A 16,985-nucleotide genomic window follows, 5' to 3' on the forward strand; every position below is an offset into this window, starting at 1 on the left:
CGCGGGCCACACTGGAGGTGCCCGCCACCCGGCTGACGAGGGGACCCCCGCATGGCATCCGACGACGTCGAAGCCTTCGACTCCGTGCTCGACGCGATCGGCGAGACGCCGTTGATCCGGCTCGCGCGGGTCGCGCCGGCGGACGGGCCGCGGATCTACGTCAAAGCCGAGTTCCTCAACCCGGGCGGGAGCGTCAAGGACCGGGCCGCGCTCTCCATGGTGCTCGACGCCGAACGGTCCGGCGCGCTGCGGCCCGGCGGGCTCATCGTCGAGGGCACGTCGGGCAACACCGGGATCGGCCTCGCGATCGTGGCCGCGCAGCGCGGGTACCGGCTGACTGTCGTCGTGCCGGACAAGACCAGCCGGGAGAAGACGGCCATCCTGCGGGCCTACGGCGCCGAGGTCGTCGTCACCGAGGGCACCGTGGCGCTCGAAGACCCGGCCCACGTCCGGCGGACGGCCCGGCGTCTCGCCGAGGAGAACGACGGCTGGCTCGCCGACCAGTACGACAACCCGGCCAACCCCGCCGCCCACGAGACGACCACCGGGCCGGAGATCTGGCGGCAGACGCGCGGGCGGCTCACCCACTTCGTCGCCGGCATCGGCACCGGCGGCACGATCACCGGCGCCGGCGCGCACCTCAAGCGGGTCAGCGACGGCCGGGTGCGGGTGATCGGCGCCGACCCCGACCATTCGGTGTACTCCGGCGGGGACGGCAGCCCGTACGTGGTCGAGGCCATCGGCCACTACCGGCACCCGGACACCGCCGAGGACGTCTGGCCCCGCTCCTACGACCCCGGTGTCCTCGACCGGGTCGAAGCCGTCAGCGACCGCGAATCCGTGCTCGTCACGCGACGCCTCGCGCGCGAAGAAGGGCTGCTGCTCGGGGCGTCGGCGGGCACGGCGGTCGCCGCCGCGCTGCGCGTCGCGCGTGACCTCGGGCCGGACGACCTGGTCGTCGTGGTGGTGCCCGACTCCGGCCGGTCGTACCTGTCCAAGTACTTCGACGACGACTGGCTCGGGCACCTCGGCTTCCCGACCGGCGTCGAGGTGGGCGAGGAGCCCGTGCCGGCCGCCGTGCCCGGCCTGGCCGGGACGGCGTCGGTCGGTGAGGCGCTCGCCCTGGCCGACCACCACCCCGAGGCCTCGTTCTGGCCCGTCGGCCCGGCTCGCCCCGGGGCTTCGGGACCGATGTCGTACGCCGAGGTGACCGGCACCCTCGAGGTTCCGGCGCTGCGGCAGCTGGTGGCCGACGGCGTGGCGAAGCCGGACGAGCCGATCTCCGGGTACGTCACGGGCCCGCTGCCCGCGGTGGGCGTCGGCGAGCAGCACGCGGCGGAGCGGCACGAGCACGCCTGGGTTCTGGTGGACGGACGGGTGGCCGGGATCGTCCACAAGGGACAGGCTCAGCCCGGTTCCTGACCGGCGCTCAGCGCTTCGACGGCCGTGTCCACATCGGACAGGGTGCTCCAGCGGCCCCGGGTCCCGTCGATGCCGACGTTGAGCGTGTTCGGCAGCCTCCGCTCGGCGGAGCCGTTGAGGTGGACCCGGCCCGGCAGGGCCGCGGCCAGCCGTCGGTGCAGGTCGTCCCGCAGGCCGGCGATGCGCCGGGCGCCGCCGGCCGCGAGGTCGTCGGCGGCCGGCCGGGCGGCGGTCCCGAGCGCCACGGCCGGCGCGACGTTGCGACCGCGGGCTCGCCGTCCCGCAGCGCCGCTTTCAGCGCCTCGAGGGCGACCGAACCGTCGTGGTCGACAGGAAGCACGGTGACCCGGACGCCGTGCAGCCGCTCGAGCGCCCGGGCGTTCTCCAGCACGGCCGGGTGTTCCGTCGCCTGGACGACCAGGTGCGCGCGGGGGTCGCCGGCGTACGGGTGGTCGCTGGAGGGATTGCCGAAGAAGCCCGCCCAGTACGGCGAAGCCGCCTGGCCGACCCGGGGGTTGACCGGCGTCGTGGCGTTGTAGTCGAGGTAGCCGGGCCCGGCGGCCAGGCCCGGCGGGAACCCGGCGAGCAGGGCTACGCCGGACGCGGTTTCGGGTCGCAGCGCTTACGATTCCCCGATGAGCGACCTCTGGCACCAGCCGCTGCGCCACGTCCGCGGGGCGGACCTGACCGGCGAGACGAACCAGACGACCGGGATGACCCGGCTCGAGGCGATCTCCGGCAAGACCGTCGGGTCGTCGAAGGTCTGGATGGGCGAGACGCACGTCGCGCCGGTCACCAACTCCGGCGACCACCACCACGGCGAGGCCGAGACCGCGATCTACGTCAAGTCCGGGCACCCGGTGTTCGTCTTCGCCGACGGTGACGAAGAGGTCCGCATCGAGACCGGACCCGGCGACTACATCTTCGTGCCGCCGTACGTGCCGCACCGCGAGGAGAACCCGACGGACGAGGAAGCCGTCGTGATCATCGCGCGCAGCAGCCAGGAGGGCATCGTGGTCAACCTGCCGAGCCTCTGGTCGCCGGTCGAGGTGCCCGGGGACTGACTCGTCCACTGTGGACGCGCCGGGAGGGACGAGCCAGTCCGCGGGCCGGGCCGGTCAGGCCGGGTTGTCCAGGGTCAACGCCGTGCAGCGGATGCCACCGCCGCCCTTGCGCAGCTCGGTCGTGTCGAGCTCCACGACCGTCAGGCCCAGCGCGCGCAGGTCCGCCGCCAGGTGGGGCGCGCCCGTGGTCATCGTGACCGTGCGGCCGTCGCTGATGAGGTTCAGCGCGAACCGCGCCGCTTCCGCCGGGCGGACCTCGATCAGCTCCAGGCCGAGCCCACGCAGTGTGCGCAGGCTGGGCCGGTCCAGGGCTTCGGGGTTGTAGGCCAGGGTGCGGCCCGGGTGGATCACCGCGACCGCCAGGTCGAGGTCGTACCACCGGGCGCTCGTGGTGCGCAGCGCGACGACCTCGTACCCGAGGTGCCGGGCCAGGACGCGGTGGGCCCGGACGTCGGTGCGCTGCCCGTGCGCGGCCAGGAGCAGGTCCCCGCACGCCAGGGCGTCACCTTGGCCGCTGAACGCGTACGGCGTGTCGGCGACGTCGAACCCGTTGGCCTCCAACCAGACGCGGTGGTGCGGGGTCTCCGCGGCGCGTTCCGGCGGGAGGGTGGCGAGCACGGCCCGGTCACCGCGCACGGCGGCCGCGTTCGCCGTGTACGTCATGTCCGGGCAGGCCGGGTCGGCCTCGACGAACTCGACCGTGCGGCCCGCGGCGAGGTGCGCGGCGACGATGCCGTCGTGCTCGGCCGCCGCGGCCGCCGGGTCCGGCTGGACGTCGGCGTGCATGTAGGGGTTGATCTCGTAGTCGATGCGGAAGTGCTGCGCCGAACACATCAGCAGCCTGCGGTGGGACTGTTTTTCCCGGGTGGCGGCGGCCGGTGCGGTGACGGCGGGAACGGTGCTGGTCATCATGGCTCTTTCGTCGGGCGGGCGGGACGGAGGGCGGGCCCCGCCGGCGGGGCCCGGCCGGTCCCGGGCTCCACCGCCGCACCGAGTCCGGGCGCACGGCACTGGGCGTCCGGAGCCGACCGGGCGGCCCCGGCGAACGCGACGCCGGTCAGCCCAGGCCGCGGAGCCGGAACAGTTCGATGGTCAGCAGGTAGTCCGTGGTGGAGCGGGCTTCGTCGAGCCGCTGGCCGATGCTGCTCGACCGGTTGAGCGCGCCGGCGGCCCGCCGGGCCTGACCCAGGACGCGCGAGACCTTGGTGATCATGGTTCCTTCCTTTCGTGGACTTCCCGGCCGCATTCCGCTCGGGGGGCCGGGTGTTCTCAGAGTGGCGTTCGCGGGCCCCGCTCGTCTGGCCAGATCCGGACAGCTCGGCGGGCGCGGCGGAAACAATGGCTGACAACACGTGTTCGATCCTGTGGGGTTGTGGCGTTTCGCCGGACGCGGAAACGAAGGGCGGGCGAATTCAGCGGGTCGCGTTCAGGAAACCGATGACCACGGCACCCCACCAGCAGATCTGCGAAACCGCCGTGGTGACGGCGCCGCGGACGAGCAGCCGGGTTCCCGGGGTGCCGGTGACGCCGGCCATCCGCCGGCCCAGCACGGCCGTGTGCACGCCGTTGACGGTGAGCCCGAGCACCAGCCCGAGCTTCAGCAAAGTGGCCGGGGAACGCAGGTCCGGCTGGAGCAGCACACCACTCGCGACGAGCCCGGTCAGCCCGGACCACACGAGCAGGTGCAGCTGTGAAGTGCTGCGCACCGCCTCGGCGAAAGTCACGCGGCGGAACAGCCAGAGAGCGAAGAAGTAGTCCGCGACCAGAACCGCGCCGAGCCCGAGAACGAGGGACGCGAGATGGGCGAACAACGCGATTTCGTGCCAGCGGGGGCCGGGGTCAACGTGGGCCGAGAGCCAGATCGCCACGGCGAGCAACGCGGTCGCGGCGGCCGCCACCAGATAGGTCGAGCAGTTCCGGATCCGTTGCCAGGCCAGGCTTCCGCGCACCGGCGGGCCGGCCGCGACGAGCCGTTCGGGTTCGGTGACACGTACCGGAATCCGGTCCTCGAGCATGGCCATGTCCTTCCGGAAGAGAACCGCAGGGGGTTCGGCGAACGGATCGCGCGGCGCCGTTCTTTCTTCCGGTATTACAGGTCATCGCGGGCCTTGGTGGCGACCCTTGGCCACGGAGGACAATTAACGCGATTCTTGCGGCGGCAAAGGGGGAACGGAAGGATGGACGGCAGGCACCTTTGCCCGGCCGCCCCCGGTTCCGGTGTCGGGGGGGGGGGGGGGGGGGGGGGGGGGGGGTGGGAGGGAGGAGGGGGGGGAAAAAAAGGAGGGGGGAGGAGGGGGGGGGGGGAGGGGGATGCTTTCTCCCCCCCCCCCCCCCCCCCCCCCCCCCCCCCCCCCCCCCCCCCCCCCCGCCCCCCCCCCCCCCCCCCTCCTTCCCCCCCCCCCCCCCCCCCCCCCCCCCCCCCCACGACGGGGTCAGGCGGCGTTGAAGGTGTCCGGGTCGGGACCGGTGCGCTCACCGCGGTCCAGCGGGGTGAGCAGCTCCAGCTCCTCCTCCGCGAGGGTGAACCCGAACAGGTCGAAGTTCTCCGCGATCCGCGACGGCGTCACGGACTTCGGGATCACGACGTTGCCCAGCTGCAGGTGCCAGCGCAGCACGATCTGCGCGGGCGTGCGGCTGTGCTTCACCGCGAGGTCCGCGATCACCGGGTCGCCCAGCAGCGAGCCGCCCTTGGCGAGCGGGCTCCACGCTTCGGTCGTGATGCCGTGCTTGGCGTCGAACTCGCGGACCTCCTGCTGCTGCAGGTAGGGATGCAGCTCGACCTGGTTGACCGCGGGGGCGACGTCGGCCGCGTCGAGCAGGCGCTCGAGGTGCGCGGGCTGGAAGTTGGACACGCCGATCGCGCGGACGCGGCCGTCGGCGTGCAGCTTCTCGAACGCCTTCCACGTGGCGAGGTACTTGTCGCGCTCGGGTGTCGGCCAGTGGATCAGGTAGAGGTCCAGCTGCTCCAGGCCGAGCTTGGCCATGCTGGCGTCGAACGCCTTGAGCGTCTCGTCGTACCCCTGGGCGGAGTTCCACAGCTTGGTGGTGACGAACAGGTCTTCACGGGCGACGTCGGACTCGGCGAGCGCCTGGCCGACGCCCTTTTCGTTGCCGTAGACGGTGGCCGTGTCGATGCTGCGGTAGCCCGCTTCGAGGGCGGCCTTCACGGCGGCGGTGGTCTCGTCGTCCGGGACCTGGAACACGCCGTAGCCGAGTTGCGGCATCCGGACGCCGTCGGCGATTTCGATGACGGGCACGCTGGTCACGAGGGTTCCTTTCGGTGGGTGGTTCATCGGGCGGGTACCCGTTCCCCGGCGGGGAAACTGACGGGGGTCCGGCGGTCGAGCAGGCCGGAGAAGAGCGCCACGGCGAGGCCGGCCGCGGCGAGCAGGGCGCCGATCCAGTTGGGCGCGGTGTAGCCGAGGCCGGATTCGATGGCCCGGCCGCCGAGCCACGCGCCGCCGGCGTTGCCGAGGTTGAACGCGGCGATGTTCGCGGCCGAGGCCAGCGCCGGGGCGCCCTCGGCCTTGGCCATGACGCGGGCCTGCAGCGGCGGGACCGTGGCGAACCCGGCCGCGCCGAACAGCGCGATGGTGATCGCGGCCGGCACCTTGCCGTGGGCGGTGAAGACGAACGCGGCCAGGATCAGCGCGAGCGCGGCGAGGATGACGTACAGGCTCGGCATCAGCTTGCGGTCCGCCGCCTTGCCGCCGAGCAGGTTGCCGGCGAACAGGCCGGCGCCGAAGAGCACGAGCAGCCAGGTGACGGCGCCACTGGAGAAGCCCGCGACCTCGGTCATCATCGGCGCGATGTAGGTGAACGACGCGAACACCCCGCCGAAGCCGAGTGCGGTCATCGCGAGCGCGAGCCACACCTGCGGGCGGCGGAACACGGCGAGCTCACCGCGCAGGCCGACGTTGTCGCTCTTGGGCTGGTGCGGCACGAGCGCCAGGATGCCGATCGCGCCGGCCACGCCCAGGGCGCTGACCACCCAGAACGTCGAGCGCCAGCCGAAGGCCTGGCCGAGCGCGGTGCCGGCGGGCACGCCGAGCACGTTCGCCACGGTCAGCCCGGTGAACATCAGCGCGATCGCGCTGGCCTGCTTGGCCGGGGCGACGAGCGACGCGGCGACGACCGAGCCGACACCGAAGAACGCGCCGTGCGAGAGGGCGGCGACAACGCGGCCGGTCATCAGCAGGCCGTAGCTCGGGGCCAGCGCCGAGAGCACGTTGCCCGCGATGAACAGGCCCATCAGGGCGACGAGCACGGTCTTGCGCGGGACGCGCGATGCGAGCGCGGTGAGCAGGGGCGCGCCGACGACAACACCGAGCGCGTACCCCGAGATGAGCAGGCCTGCGGACGGGATCGAGACACCGAAGTCGCCCGCGACCTCGGGCAGCAGGCCCATGATCACGAACTCGGTGGTGCCGATCCCGAAAGCGCTGATCGCGAGGGCGAGCAGAGCGGCGGGCATGGACTTCCTTCTTCCGGAGTAGACTTGTGGGCGTGAGCAACTACGAGCGTCCGAGATAGTTGCACGCGCCGTATATTGCACAAGCTTTAGAGTGCCGCGCGCAAACGTATGCGGCAAGTCCGGGAGAGGTGAACCGTGTCACTGGACGACGACGCCGTCGAAGCGCGCGCGCAGGGTTGGCGCACGCTGGCCGCGCTCCACGCGCGCATCGAAGACAAGCTGCAGCGCGCGCTCAACCGCGACCACGAGCTGTCGGTGAGCGAGTACACGGTGCTGGACGTGCTGGCCCGCCAGGACGGCTTCCACCTGCGGATGAACCAGCTGGCCAACGCCGTGGTGCTCAGCCAGTCGGCGACGACCCGGCTGGTCACGCGGCTGGAGGACCGTGGGCTGCTGGCCCGCTACCTCTGCGCGGACGACCGCCGCGGCATCTACACGGAGGTGACGCCGGCCGGCCAGGCCCTGCTGACGGCGGCGCGCCCGACCCACGACACGGCGCTGGCCGAGGCGCTGGCGGAAGCCGAGGCGCTGCCGGAGCTGGCCCCGCTGGTCGCCGCGCTCGGCACCCTCACCTTCGCTCCCTGACGCGGGGGGTTGCGGAAACTTTCGGCGTGGCGGCGATAGTTTTCGCGCCTCGGGAGCCCGCAAGTTTCCGTGTCGCCGGACATTTTGGTTATGCGCCCGGCCTCGTCCCGGTCACCGGGACACGACTAACGGCGGGTCCCGATCGGCGGCGGGATTACGGTGGCCGCGCACCCGAACCAGTGCTCCATCCGTGGGACCCTTTTGTCACGCGCGTTCGATAGTTTCGCTGGTCAGCCTGATTTGTGTGCCTTTTGGTGACAGTGCGCGCCCGGCCACCTCGTTGACCTGTTCGTTCCGGCCGCCCTAATTTGTTGTCCCACCAGACGAACCGGGGTGTGTCGGCGTGGACTCCTCCTTCTCGCTCAAACCGGTGCGCCCGGCCGACCAGACCGCTGTCCGCCGGAGCAACCTCTCGCTCGTGCTGCGGCACCTGCGTGACGGGGGCCCCCGGTCGCGGGCGGGGATCGCCGCGGACACCGGCCTGAACAAGGGAACCGTGTCGAGCCTGGTCTCCGAGCTCGTCGGGCGGGGGCTGGCCCGTGAGGGCGAGCGGGAACGCGCCGGCGCGGTCGGGCGGCCGGGGACGATCGTCCGGCTGGACGGCCGGGGGGTCGGCGGGATCGGCGTCGAGATCAACGTCGACTACCTGACCGCGCTCGCTCTCGACCTCACCGGCACGGTGCTCTTCGAACAACGCGTCGCGCTCGACGTGCAAGCGCTTCCCGTGGCGAAGGTGCTCGACGCCGGCGCCGAGCTGACCGCCCGCGCGCTGCGGGAGTGCCGCCGGCTCGGCGTGCTGCCCGCCGGGGTGACCGTCGGCATCCCGGCGCTCGTCGACGTCACGAGCGGCACCGTCGCCTTTGCGCCGAACCTGCACTGGACCGACGTTCCGGTCGTCGGCGGGTTCACCGAGCGGCTGACGCGGCGGCTCGGCCCGCTGACGTTCCCGATCCGCACGGCCAACGACGCCAACCTCGGCGCGCTCGGCGAGTACGCGATGGGCAGTGTCGCCGGGACCGCCGACCTGGTCTACCTGACCGGGGAGATCGGCGTCGGCGGCGGCGTGATCTCCGGGGGCCGGCTGCTCGGCGGCGCGGAGGGCTTCTCCGGTGAGATCGGGCACATCCAGCTCGACCCGGCGGGCCGCGTCTGCGGCTGCGGCCGCCGGGGCTGCTGGGAGACCCTGGTCGGGCTGGCCGGGATGCTGCGGCTCGCGGCGGCGCCCAACGACCCGGTGCACGACCCGTCCCTCGACCTCGAGCAGCGGCTCGACATGATCCGCCGCCGCGCCCAGCGCAAGGACAAGCGCACTCTCGACGCGCTCGCGCAGGTCGGCACCGGTCTCGGGGTCGGCGCGGCCGTGCTGATCAACGTCTTCAACCCGCGCGTGGTGCTGCTGGGCGGCTACTTCGCGCAGCTCGGCCCGTACCTGCTGGGCCCGATGATGGCCGAGCTCGAGGCGCGGGTGGTCGCCCCGGGCATCGGCGGCTGCCGCGTCGAGCTGTCCTGGCTCGGGTTCTCGGCGGCTTCGCGTGGCGGGGCGCACGTCGCGCTGCAGGCGGTTTTCGACGATCCGGCGCTGGTGCCGGAGCGAGCGGAGAGGGACAGCGGATGACCCGGTGGAAACGCTTGATCCAAATGGGCGATGTAGTTCGGGTGGGCCTCGGCACGCCCGGCGAACTGGCGACGGGCACGGGCTGAGGCCGAACTGGGAGGCAACAACATGGGGAAGATCGGTGTCTGGCTGATCGGAGCCCGGGGATCGGTGGCCACGACGGCCGTCGCCGGGGCGGCCGCGATGCGTGCGGGACTCGCCGCGCGCACGGGCTGCGTGACCGAGCTGCCGGACTTCGCCGGGGCGGAGCTGCCCGGCTTGGACGACCTGGTCTTCGGAGGGCACGACGTCGTCGACACACCGCTGGTCAAGCGGGCGGAGCAGCTGGCGGCGGCGGGCGTGCTGCCGGCGACGCTGCCCGGCCCGGTCACGGCCGAGCTGGAAGCGGCCGAGTCCCGGCTGCGCCAAGCGCCGGCCGAGGGCGGCCGCGCGGCGGCGGATCAAATAATCGCGGACCTGACCGAGTTCCGGAAGGGTCTGGACCACGTCGTGGTGATCAACGTCTCCTCCACCGAGCCGCCGTGCGCGCCGCACCCGGCGCACGAGTCCCTGGCTGCGCTGGAAGACGCGCTGGAGACTCTCCCGCCCAGCGCGCTGTACGCCTACGCCGCGTTCCGCGCGGGTTGTGGCTTTGTCGACTTCACGCCGTCCACGGGCGCGCGGCTGCCGGCGCTGGACGAGCTGGCCCGCACCGCGGGGCTGCCCTACGCGGGCCGCGACGGCAAGACCGGCGAGACGCTGCTGCGCTCGGTGCTCGCGCCGATGTTCGCCCAGCGCGGGCTGAACGTCCTGGCGTGGTCGGGCACGAACCTGCTCGGCGGCGGGGACGGCGCCACGCTCGCCGACCCCGGCGCGGCGGCCAGCAAGAACGCGTCCAAGCAGCAGGTGCTCTCGCAGAACCTCGGCCGCGAGGTCGACGGCGAGGTGCACATCGACAACGTCCCCGCGCTCGGCGACTGGAAGACGGCCTGGGACCACGTCCTGTTCGAGGGGTTCCTCGGCACCCGCATGACGCTGCAGCTCACCTGGCAGGGCTGCGACTCCGCGCTCGCCGCGCCGCTGGTGCTCGACCTCGCCCGGCTCACCGGCAAGGCCTGCCGCGACGGCGTCGCGGGCCCGGTCGCCGAGTTCGGCTTCTTCTTCAAGGACCCGGCCGGGGACGGCCCGCACGACCTCGCGTCCCAGTACGCGGCGCTGCGTGAGTGGGCGCACCGGTGAAGGCCTTCGTCGAACTCGTCCGCGCCCCCGCGGCGCTGACCGTGCCCGGGGACGTCGTCGCCGGAGCCGCGGCTTCGGGCTGGCCCTTCGGCCGCCGCACGCCGGCCCTCACCGCCGCGTCCGTCTGCATCTACTGGGCGGGCATGGCGCTCAACGACTACGCCGACCGCCACCTCGACGCGATGGAACGGCCCGAGCGGCCGATCCCGTCCGGGCGGATCAAGCCGGAGACCGCGCTCGGTGTCGCGACCGGGCTGACCGCGACCGGGCTGGGCATCGCGGCGGCGGCCGGCGGTAAGCGGGCCCTGCGGGTCGCCCTGCCACTGGCCGCGACCGTCTGGGCGTACGACTTCGTGCTCAAGGAGACGGTGTTCGGCCCGGCCGCGATGGCCGCGGCCCGCACCCTCGACGTCCTGCTCGGGGCGGGCGGGGCCCGGGCCGCGACACCCGCGGCGCTGACCGTCGGGGCGCACACGTTCGCGGTGACGACGTTGTCGCGGGCCGAGGTGCACGGCGCGAAGCCGGCGCTCCCGGCCGCCACGCTGGCCGCGACGGCCGGGGTGCGGGTCGCCGCCGGACGCGTCGGGCCGCTGGCCTCGGCGCTGCTCGGGACGTACGCGGTGACGACCGGGCGGGCGCAGTACGACGCCGTCCGCGACCCGGTCGCGCCGAAGATCCGCCGCGCGGTCGGCGCCGGGATCCACGGCATGATCCCGCTGCAGGCCGGGCTGATCGCGCGGACCGGGGCGTGGCGCTCGGCGCTGGCCGTCGCCGCCGCGTTCCCGATCGCCCGGGCGCTGAGCCGGAAGGTGTCCCCGACATGAGGTTCGGCTACGGCACCAACGGCTTCGCCAACCACCGGCTCGGGGACGCGCTGCGCGTCCTTTCCGACCTCGGGTACGACGGCGTCGCGCTCACCCTCGACCACCAGCACCTCGACCCGTTCGGGCCGGACCTCGCCCGGCGCGTCGCCTCGCTGCGCGCGGACCTGGACCGGCTCGGGCTCGCCGTGGTCGTCGAGACCGGCGCGCGGTTCCTGCTGGACCCGTGGCGCAAGCACTCGCCGACGTTCCTCGACCCCGACCGGTCCTCGCGGGTGGAGTTCCTGACCCGGGCCGTCGAGATCGCCGCGGACCTCGGCGCCGAAGCGGTGTCCTTCTGGAGCGGGAACAAGCCGGCCGAGCTGTCCACTGAGGACGCTTGGACGTACCTGGTCGACGGCTGCGCGGATGTGCTCAAGGCGGCCGACGACCACGACGTCAAGCTCGGGTTCGAACCCGAGCCGGGCATGCTCGTCGAGGACCTCGACGGGTACTTCGAGCTGGCCCGGCGCCTGGGTGACCCGGAGCGGTTCGGGCTGACGCTGGACATCGGGCACTGCCGGTGCAACGAGACGGCGTCCGTGCCCGACTGCGTCCGGCGCGCCCTGCCGCGGCTGGTGAACGTCCAAATCGACGACATGCGCCGCGGCACGCACGAGCACCTGGAGTTCGGGAAGGGCGAGATCGACTTCCCGCCGGTGCTGGAAGCGCTGTCGCCGTATGCCGGGCTGGTCGCCGTCGAACTGCCGCGGGACAGCCACGCGGCCCCGCGGATCGCGCGGGAGTCCCTGGAGTTCCTGCGGAAGGCGGTGGTCGCGTGAACGCCTGGCTCGACGAAGCTCTGACGAAGGTGGCCACCGACGCGACGGCGTTGCGCACGCTGTTCCCCGGGGTCGGCCGCCGGGTCGGCCGGGGTCCCTCGGACACCCCGGGCTGGACGGTCGACGACGTGGCGCGCGTCCGGTTGCTCGAAGCCGCGGCCGGCGCGGCCGCCGAGATGCCGGACCTCTACCGCTACGGCGACGCCGCCGAGAAGCGGGCCGTCCTCCGTGGACTGTCGATTGTAGACACAGTGGACCTCGGGGACGCCGGCCTCGAACTGGTCGCGGACGCCCTGCGCACCAACGACACCCGGCTCGTCACCGCGGCGATGGGGGAGTACGCGGCCACGCACCTGGACGACTCCGCCTACCGCCACGGCGTGCTCAAGTGCGTCTTCATGGGCATCCCCCTGGCCGAGGTGGCCGGGCTGGACCGCCGGACCGACGAGGAGCTGCTGCGCATGATGCGGTCGTTCGCCGCGGAGCGCACCGCCGCCGGCCGCGACGTGCCCGCCGACCTCCTCCCGCTGCTGAACGAACAGGACGCCTGATGCGCATCTTCGACCCGCACATCCACATGAGCTCCCGGACCACCGACGACTACGCGGCGATGCACGCGGCGGGCGTCCGCGCGCTCGTCGAACCCGCGTTCTGGCTGGGCCAGCCGCGCACGAACGTCGGCAGCTTCACCGACTACTTCGACGCGCTGGTCGGCTGGGAGCCGTTCCGCGCGAGCCAGTTCGGCATCGCGCACCACTGCACGATCGCGCTGAACCCCAAGGAGGCCAACGACCCGCGGTGCGCGCCGGTGCTCGACCTGCTGCCGCGCTACCTGGAGAAGGACGGCGTCGTCGCGGTCGGCGAGATCGGCTACGACTCGATGACCGCCGAGGAGGACAAGACGTTCGCCGCGCAGCTCGCGCTGGCGATCGACCACGACCTCCCGGCGATGGTGCACACCCCGCACCGCGACAAGGCCGCCGGGACCGAACGGAGCATCGCCGTCGTCCGGGAGTCGGGGATCGCGCCGGAGCGCGTGGTGCTCGACCACCTCAACGAGATGACCGTCGCGATGGTCAAGGAGTCCGGCTCCTGGATGGGGTTCTCGATCTACCCGGACACGAAGATGGACGAAGAGCGGATGGTCGCGATCCTGCGCGAGTTCGGCACCGAGAAGGTGCTGGTGAACTCGGCGGCGGACTGGGGCAAGAGCGACCCGCTCAAGACCCGCAAGACCGGCGACGCGATGCTGGCCGCCGGCTTCACCGAGGACGACGTCGACCAGGTGCTGTGGCGCAACCCGGTCGAGTTCTACGGCCAGAGCGGCCGGCTGTCGCTGGACGGCGTGTCGCCGGAAGCCGAGTTCGCGGGCAACTCGATCCTGCGAGGTGCGCGCAAGTGAGGTTCCGGCACCCCGACGGCACGCTCGTCCACCTCGCCTACTGCACCAACGTGCACCAGGCCGAGGACCTCGACGGTGTGCTCACCCAGCTGGCCCGCTTCGGCGAGCCGGTGCGGGAACGCCTGGGCGTCGACCGGCTCGGGCTCGGGCTGTGGCTGGCCCGGCCGGTGGCTTCCGAGCTGGTCGAGAACCCGGCGGCGGTGGCCCGGCTGCGGGCCGAGCTGGCGGCGCGCGGGCTGGAGGTCGTCACCTTCAACGGGTTCCCGTACCAGGGGTTCCACGACCCGGTGGTCAAGCACAAGGTGTACCGGCCGGACTGGTCGACCCCCGAGCGGACGCGGTACACCCTCGACCTCGCGCGGCTGCTCGCCGAGCTCATGCCGGAGGACGCGGTCCGCGGCAGCGTGTCGACGTTGCCGCTCGGCTGGCGCACCGAATGGCGGGACGACGCCGGTCAGCTCGAACTGCTCGCCAAGGGACTGGCCAAGCGGGACCGGCCGGTGCGGGTGGCGTTCGAGCCGGAGCCCGGCTGTGTCATCGAGACGACCACGCAGGCGGCGTCGCTGCTGTCCGAAGTGGACAAAGAGTGGCTCGGCGTCTGTCTCGACACCTGTCACCTCGCGGTCGGGTTCGAGGACCCCGCGGCCGCGCTCGGCCGATTGGACGCCGCCGGGCTCGACGTCGTCAAGCTTCAGGCGTCGGCCGCGCTCGAAGCGGCGAACCCGGCGGATCCCGCGACGCGGCGGGCGTTGGAGTCCTTTGTGGAACCCCGGTTCCTGCACCAGAGCAACGAAGGCGCCCCGCCGGGCGCCGACGACCTCGATGAGGCACTGGCCGGTGGCCTCCCGGGCCGGGAGCCGTGGCGCGTGCACTTCCACGTGCCGCTGCACGCCGACCCGGCGCCGCCGCTGACGTCGACCCGGCCCGTACTGGCCGGGACCCTGGCCGAGCTGTTCGGCGGCGCGACCGCGCGCACCGACCACGTCGAGGTCGAGACCTACACCTGGCAGGTGCTCCCGGACGCACCCGCCGACACCGCCGGGCTCGTCGCGGGCATCGCCGCCGAGCTGGACTGGACCCGGCGCTCCCTGATCGAACTAGGCTTGGAAGAGGTTTCCCGATGAGCTTGCTCGTCATCGACGTCGTCGGCCTGACGCCGCGGCTGCTCCCGCACATGCCGAACCTGCGCAAGATGGCCGAACCCGGCTTCACCGCGCAGCTGGACACCGTGTTCCCGGCGGTCACCTGCTCGGTGCAGTCCACCTTCCTGACCGGCCTGCAGCCGGCCGAGCACGGCATCGTCGGCAACGGCTGGTACTTCCGCGACCTCGGCGAGATCTTCCTCTGGCGCCAGCACAACCGGCTGGTGCAGGGCGACAAGTTCTGGGACGCCGCCCGCCGCGCGCAGGCCGGGCATCGCGTCGCCAACGTCTGCTGGTGGTACGCGATGGGCATGGACGTCGACCTGACGGTGACCCCGCGACCGATCTACCACGCCGACGGCAAGAAGTCCCCGGACGCCTACACCCACCCGCCGCAGCTGCACGACCGGCTCGTCGGCGAGCTCGGCGAGTTCCCGCTGTTCACCTACTGGGGTCCGACAGCGGCCATCACGTCGTCGAAGTGGATCATCGCCGCGGCGCAGAAGATCATGGCCGAGGACAAGCCCGACACCACGCTGGTCTACATCCCGCACCTGGACTACGACCTCCAGCGCTTCGGGCCCGACGCCCCGCAGGCCGCGGCGGCCGCGCGGGAGATCGACATGGCTTTGAAGCCGTTGCTGGACTTCGCCGCCGCGGGCGGCCACACCGTCGTCGCGCTGTCGGAGTACGGCATCACGAACGCGAGCCGTCCGGTCGACATCAACCGGGCGCTGCGCCGTGAGGGCCTGCTCAACGTGTACGTCCAGGCGGGCATGGAGTACCTCGACCCGTGGACGTCGCGGGCGTTCGCGGTCGCCGACCACCAGGTCGCGCACGTCTACGTCGCCGATCCGGCCGACATCCCGCGGGTGCGGGACATCGTCGCCGGACTGTCCGGAGTGGACGTCGTCCTCGACCGGGAGGGCCAGGCGGGCATCGGGATCAACCACGAGCGGGCCGGGGAGCTCGTCGCGATCGCCGAGCCGGACGCGTGGTTCACCTACTACTACTGGCTGAGCGACGACCGCGCGCCGGACTTCGCGAAGACCGTCGAGATCCACCGCAAGCCGGGGTACGACCCGGCCGAGCTGTTCTTCGACCCGAACGACCCGAAGGTGAAGCTGAAGGCGGCGTCCGCGCTGGCCCGCAAGAAGCTCGGCCTGCGGTACTCGATGCAGGTCGTGCCGCTCGACCCGGCGCCGGTGAAGGGCAGCCACGGGCGGCTGCCGGACGCGCCCGAGGACGGGCCGGTCCTGCTCTGCTCGGACTCGGCGCTCGCCCGCGAAAAGATCCACGCCACCGAGGTCAAGGACCTGTTGCTGGCGGCCATCCGTACCGAGTAGGACTCACCAGGAGGTCAGACATGGCACGACCGTTGACCCTGTTCACCGGGCAGTGGGCCGATCTGCCGTTCGAGGAGGTGTGCGAGCTGGCGAGCGGCTGGGGCTACGAAGGCCTCGAGATCGCCTGCTGGGGAGACCACTTCGAAGTGGATCGCGCGGTGGCGGAGGACGGCTACGTCGAGGCGAAGCTGGAGACGCTGGCCAAGTACGACCTCAAGGTGTGGGCGATTTCGAACCACCTGCTCGGCCAGGCCGTCTGCGACCACCCGATCGACGAGCGGCACGAGGCCATCCTGCCGGCGCGGATCTGGGGCGACGGCGAGGCCGAGGGCGTCCGGCAGCGGGCGGCGGAGGAGATGAAGACCACCGCCCGCGCCGCGGCGAAGCTCGGAGTGTCCACCGTGGTCGGTTTCACCGGCTCGTCGATCTGGCACACGGTGGCGATGTTCCCGCCGGTGCCGCCGTCGATGATCGAGCGCGGGTACGCCGACTTCGCGACGCGCTGGAACCCGATCCTGGACGTGTTCGACGAGGTCGGCGTGCGCTTCGCCCACGAGGTGCACCCGAGCGAGATCGCCTACGACTACTGGAGCACGGTCCGGACGCTGGAGGCGATCGGGCACCGCGAGGCGTTCGGGCTGAACTTCGACCCGTCGCACTTCGTCTGGCAGGACCTCGACCCGGTCGGCTTCCTGTGGGACTTCAAGGACCGCATCTACCACGTCGACTGCAAGGAGGCCCGCAAGCAGCTCAACGGCCGCAACGGCCGGCTCGGCTCCCACCTCCCGTGGGCGGATCCCCGCCGCGGCTGGGACTTCGTCTCGACCGGCCACGGCGACGTCCCGTGGGAAGACGTCTTCCGGATGCTGAACGCCATCGGCTACGACGGCCCGATTTCGATCGAGTGGGAGGACGCGGGCATGGACCGGCTGATCGGCGCACCGGAAGCGCTGGAGTTCGTCCGCAAGCTCAACTTCACCCCACCCACGGCGGCCTTCGACGCCGCCTTCTCCTCGAAGTAACCGCTTCTGTTCAACGGGTGACCGCCAACCCCGTCGGAAGGTGATCAAACCGG

At 72.4% G+C, this 16,985-nt stretch carries 18 protein-coding genes and 1 pseudogene; 12 read left to right on the forward strand and 7 right to left on the reverse strand.

Annotated elements, in window-relative coordinates:
* Nucleotides 1-51 precede the first annotated feature (51 nt).
* On the forward strand, nt 52-1,422 hold the full coding sequence (locus tag ACZ63E_RS05660) for a PLP-dependent cysteine synthase family protein (RefSeq protein WP_465334603.1): 1,371 nt from the start codon (nt 52-54) through the stop codon (nt 1,420-1,422).
* Here the strand turns inward: ACZ63E_RS05660 and ACZ63E_RS05665 are convergent.
* Complete coding sequence (locus ACZ63E_RS05665; RefSeq protein WP_465335524.1) at nt 1,407-1,667, reverse strand: hypothetical protein; 261 nt, start codon at nt 1,665-1,667, stop codon at nt 1,407-1,409. The genes ACZ63E_RS05660 and ACZ63E_RS05665 overlap by 16 nt on opposite strands.
* A 74-nt stretch (nt 1,668-1,741) precedes the next feature.
* Nucleotides 1,742-1,813: pseudogene (locus ACZ63E_RS05670) on the reverse strand (hypothetical protein); the annotation flags it as partial.
* 244 nt (nt 1,814-2,057) lie between these two features.
* Between ACZ63E_RS05670 and ACZ63E_RS05675 the strand changes: the two are divergent.
* Entirely contained in the window at nt 2,058-2,486 is a 429-nt protein-coding gene (locus ACZ63E_RS05675; protein ID WP_465313408.1) for a cupin domain-containing protein, read from the forward strand.
* A gap of 54 nt (nt 2,487-2,540) precedes the next feature.
* On the opposite strand, the gene ACZ63E_RS05680 is transcribed toward ACZ63E_RS05675, so the two are convergent.
* The 5 genes from ACZ63E_RS05680 to ACZ63E_RS05700 form a co-directional block, all read right to left on the reverse strand.
* On the reverse strand, nt 2,541-3,395 hold the full coding sequence (locus ACZ63E_RS05680; protein ID WP_465334605.1) for a dimethylarginine dimethylaminohydrolase family protein: 855 nt from the start codon (nt 3,393-3,395) through the stop codon (nt 2,541-2,543).
* A 148-nt stretch (nt 3,396-3,543) separates the two neighbouring features.
* The gene (locus ACZ63E_RS05685; protein ID WP_465313410.1) at nt 3,544-3,699 is read right to left on the reverse strand and encodes a hypothetical protein; all 156 of its coding nucleotides are present in this window, start codon (nt 3,697-3,699) and stop codon (nt 3,544-3,546) included.
* Nucleotides 3,700-3,898: 199 nt separating this feature from the next.
* Nucleotides 3,899-4,501: a hypothetical protein gene (locus tag ACZ63E_RS05690; RefSeq protein ID WP_465313411.1), complete on the reverse strand. Its 603-nt coding sequence runs from the start codon at nt 4,499-4,501 to the stop codon at nt 3,899-3,901.
* Nucleotides 4,502-4,918: 417 nt separating this feature from the next.
* On the reverse strand, nt 4,919-5,752 hold the full coding sequence (locus ACZ63E_RS05695) for an aldo/keto reductase (RefSeq protein WP_465334607.1): 834 nt from the start codon (nt 5,750-5,752) through the stop codon (nt 4,919-4,921).
* A gap of 23 nt (nt 5,753-5,775) precedes the next feature.
* Nucleotides 5,776-6,960, reverse strand: a complete 1,185-nt coding sequence (locus ACZ63E_RS05700) for an MFS transporter (RefSeq protein ID WP_465334609.1) — start codon at nt 6,958-6,960, stop codon at nt 5,776-5,778.
* A 135-nt stretch (nt 6,961-7,095) separates the two neighbouring features.
* On the opposite strand from ACZ63E_RS05700, the gene ACZ63E_RS05705 reads away from it, so the two are divergent.
* The 10 genes from ACZ63E_RS05705 (at nt 7,096) to ACZ63E_RS05750 (ending at nt 16,932) form a co-directional block, all read left to right on the forward strand.
* Nucleotides 7,096-7,545, forward strand: coding sequence for a MarR family winged helix-turn-helix transcriptional regulator (locus ACZ63E_RS05705; protein WP_465313211.1), 450 nt, complete (start codon nt 7,096-7,098; stop codon nt 7,543-7,545).
* A 343-nt stretch (nt 7,546-7,888) separates the two neighbouring features.
* The gene (locus ACZ63E_RS05710) at nt 7,889-9,160 is read left to right on the forward strand and encodes an ROK family protein (protein WP_465334611.1); all 1,272 of its coding nucleotides are present in this window, start codon (nt 7,889-7,891) and stop codon (nt 9,158-9,160) included.
* A 108-nt stretch (nt 9,161-9,268) separates the two neighbouring features.
* On the forward strand, nt 9,269-10,378 hold the full coding sequence (locus tag ACZ63E_RS05715) for an inositol-3-phosphate synthase (protein WP_465334613.1): 1,110 nt from the start codon (nt 9,269-9,271) through the stop codon (nt 10,376-10,378).
* Nucleotides 10,375-11,202: an SCO3242 family prenyltransferase gene (locus ACZ63E_RS05720; protein WP_465335499.1), complete on the forward strand. Its 828-nt coding sequence runs from the start codon at nt 10,375-10,377 to the stop codon at nt 11,200-11,202. The genes ACZ63E_RS05715 and ACZ63E_RS05720 overlap by 4 nt, the downstream gene beginning before the upstream one ends.
* Nucleotides 11,199-12,020, forward strand: a complete 822-nt coding sequence (locus ACZ63E_RS05725) for a sugar phosphate isomerase/epimerase family protein (protein ID WP_465334615.1) — start codon at nt 11,199-11,201, stop codon at nt 12,018-12,020. The genes ACZ63E_RS05720 and ACZ63E_RS05725 overlap by 4 nt, the downstream gene beginning before the upstream one ends.
* On the forward strand, nt 12,017-12,571 hold the full coding sequence (locus ACZ63E_RS05730) for an EboA domain-containing protein (RefSeq protein ID WP_465334617.1): 555 nt from the start codon (nt 12,017-12,019) through the stop codon (nt 12,569-12,571). The genes ACZ63E_RS05725 and ACZ63E_RS05730 overlap by 4 nt, the downstream gene beginning before the upstream one ends.
* On the forward strand, nt 12,571-13,422 hold the full coding sequence (locus ACZ63E_RS05735; protein ID WP_465334619.1) for a TatD family hydrolase: 852 nt from the start codon (nt 12,571-12,573) through the stop codon (nt 13,420-13,422). Before ACZ63E_RS05730 ends, ACZ63E_RS05735 begins: the two co-directional genes overlap by 1 nt.
* Nucleotides 13,419-14,546 carry a metabolite traffic protein EboE gene (gene eboE, locus ACZ63E_RS05740; RefSeq protein WP_465334621.1) on the forward strand — a complete coding sequence of 376 codons (1,128 nt, stop codon included), beginning with the start codon at nt 13,419-13,421 and terminating at the stop codon, nt 14,544-14,546. The genes ACZ63E_RS05735 and eboE overlap by 4 nt, the downstream gene beginning before the upstream one ends.
* Nucleotides 14,543-15,910 carry a nucleotide pyrophosphatase/phosphodiesterase family protein gene (locus ACZ63E_RS05745; RefSeq protein WP_465334623.1) on the forward strand — a complete coding sequence of 456 codons (1,368 nt, stop codon included), beginning with the start codon at nt 14,543-14,545 and terminating at the stop codon, nt 15,908-15,910. Before eboE ends, ACZ63E_RS05745 begins: the two co-directional genes overlap by 4 nt.
* Nucleotides 15,911-15,930: 20 nt before the next feature.
* On the forward strand, nt 15,931-16,932 hold the full coding sequence (locus ACZ63E_RS05750) for a sugar phosphate isomerase/epimerase family protein (protein WP_465334625.1): 1,002 nt from the start codon (nt 15,931-15,933) through the stop codon (nt 16,930-16,932).
* Nucleotides 16,933-16,985 lie beyond the last annotated feature (53 nt).

Source organism: Amycolatopsis sp. NPDC104819, assembly GCF_055583145.1.

What these genes read in the sequence shown, in the direction of transcription:
- ACZ63E_RS05715 (WP_465334613.1), top strand. Translation starts at nt 9,269, where the DNA reads ATGGGGAAGATCGGTGTCTGGCTGATCGGAGCCCGGGGATCGGTGGCC.
- ACZ63E_RS05660 (WP_465334603.1), top strand. Translation starts at nt 52, where the DNA reads ATGGCATCCGACGACGTCGAAGCCTTCGACTCCGTGCTCGACGCGATC.
- ACZ63E_RS05685 (WP_465313410.1), bottom strand. Translation starts at nt 3,699, where the DNA reads ATGATCACCAAGGTCTCGCGCGTCCTGGGTCAGGCCCGGCGGGCCGCC.
- ACZ63E_RS05745 (WP_465334623.1), top strand. Translation starts at nt 14,543, where the DNA reads ATGAGCTTGCTCGTCATCGACGTCGTCGGCCTGACGCCGCGGCTGCTC.
- ACZ63E_RS05690 (WP_465313411.1), bottom strand. Translation starts at nt 4,501, where the DNA reads ATGCTCGAGGACCGGATTCCGGTACGTGTCACCGAACCCGAACGGCTC.
- ACZ63E_RS05700 (WP_465334609.1), bottom strand. Translation starts at nt 6,960, where the DNA reads ATGCCCGCCGCTCTGCTCGCCCTCGCGATCAGCGCTTTCGGGATCGGC.
- ACZ63E_RS05675 (WP_465313408.1), top strand. Translation starts at nt 2,058, where the DNA reads ATGAGCGACCTCTGGCACCAGCCGCTGCGCCACGTCCGCGGGGCGGAC.
- ACZ63E_RS05750 (WP_465334625.1), top strand. Translation starts at nt 15,931, where the DNA reads ATGGCACGACCGTTGACCCTGTTCACCGGGCAGTGGGCCGATCTGCCG.
- ACZ63E_RS05680 (WP_465334605.1), bottom strand. Translation starts at nt 3,395, where the DNA reads ATGACCAGCACCGTTCCCGCCGTCACCGCACCGGCCGCCGCCACCCGG.
- ACZ63E_RS05725 (WP_465334615.1), top strand. Translation starts at nt 11,199, where the DNA reads ATGAGGTTCGGCTACGGCACCAACGGCTTCGCCAACCACCGGCTCGGG.
- ACZ63E_RS05735 (WP_465334619.1), top strand. Translation starts at nt 12,571, where the DNA reads ATGCGCATCTTCGACCCGCACATCCACATGAGCTCCCGGACCACCGAC.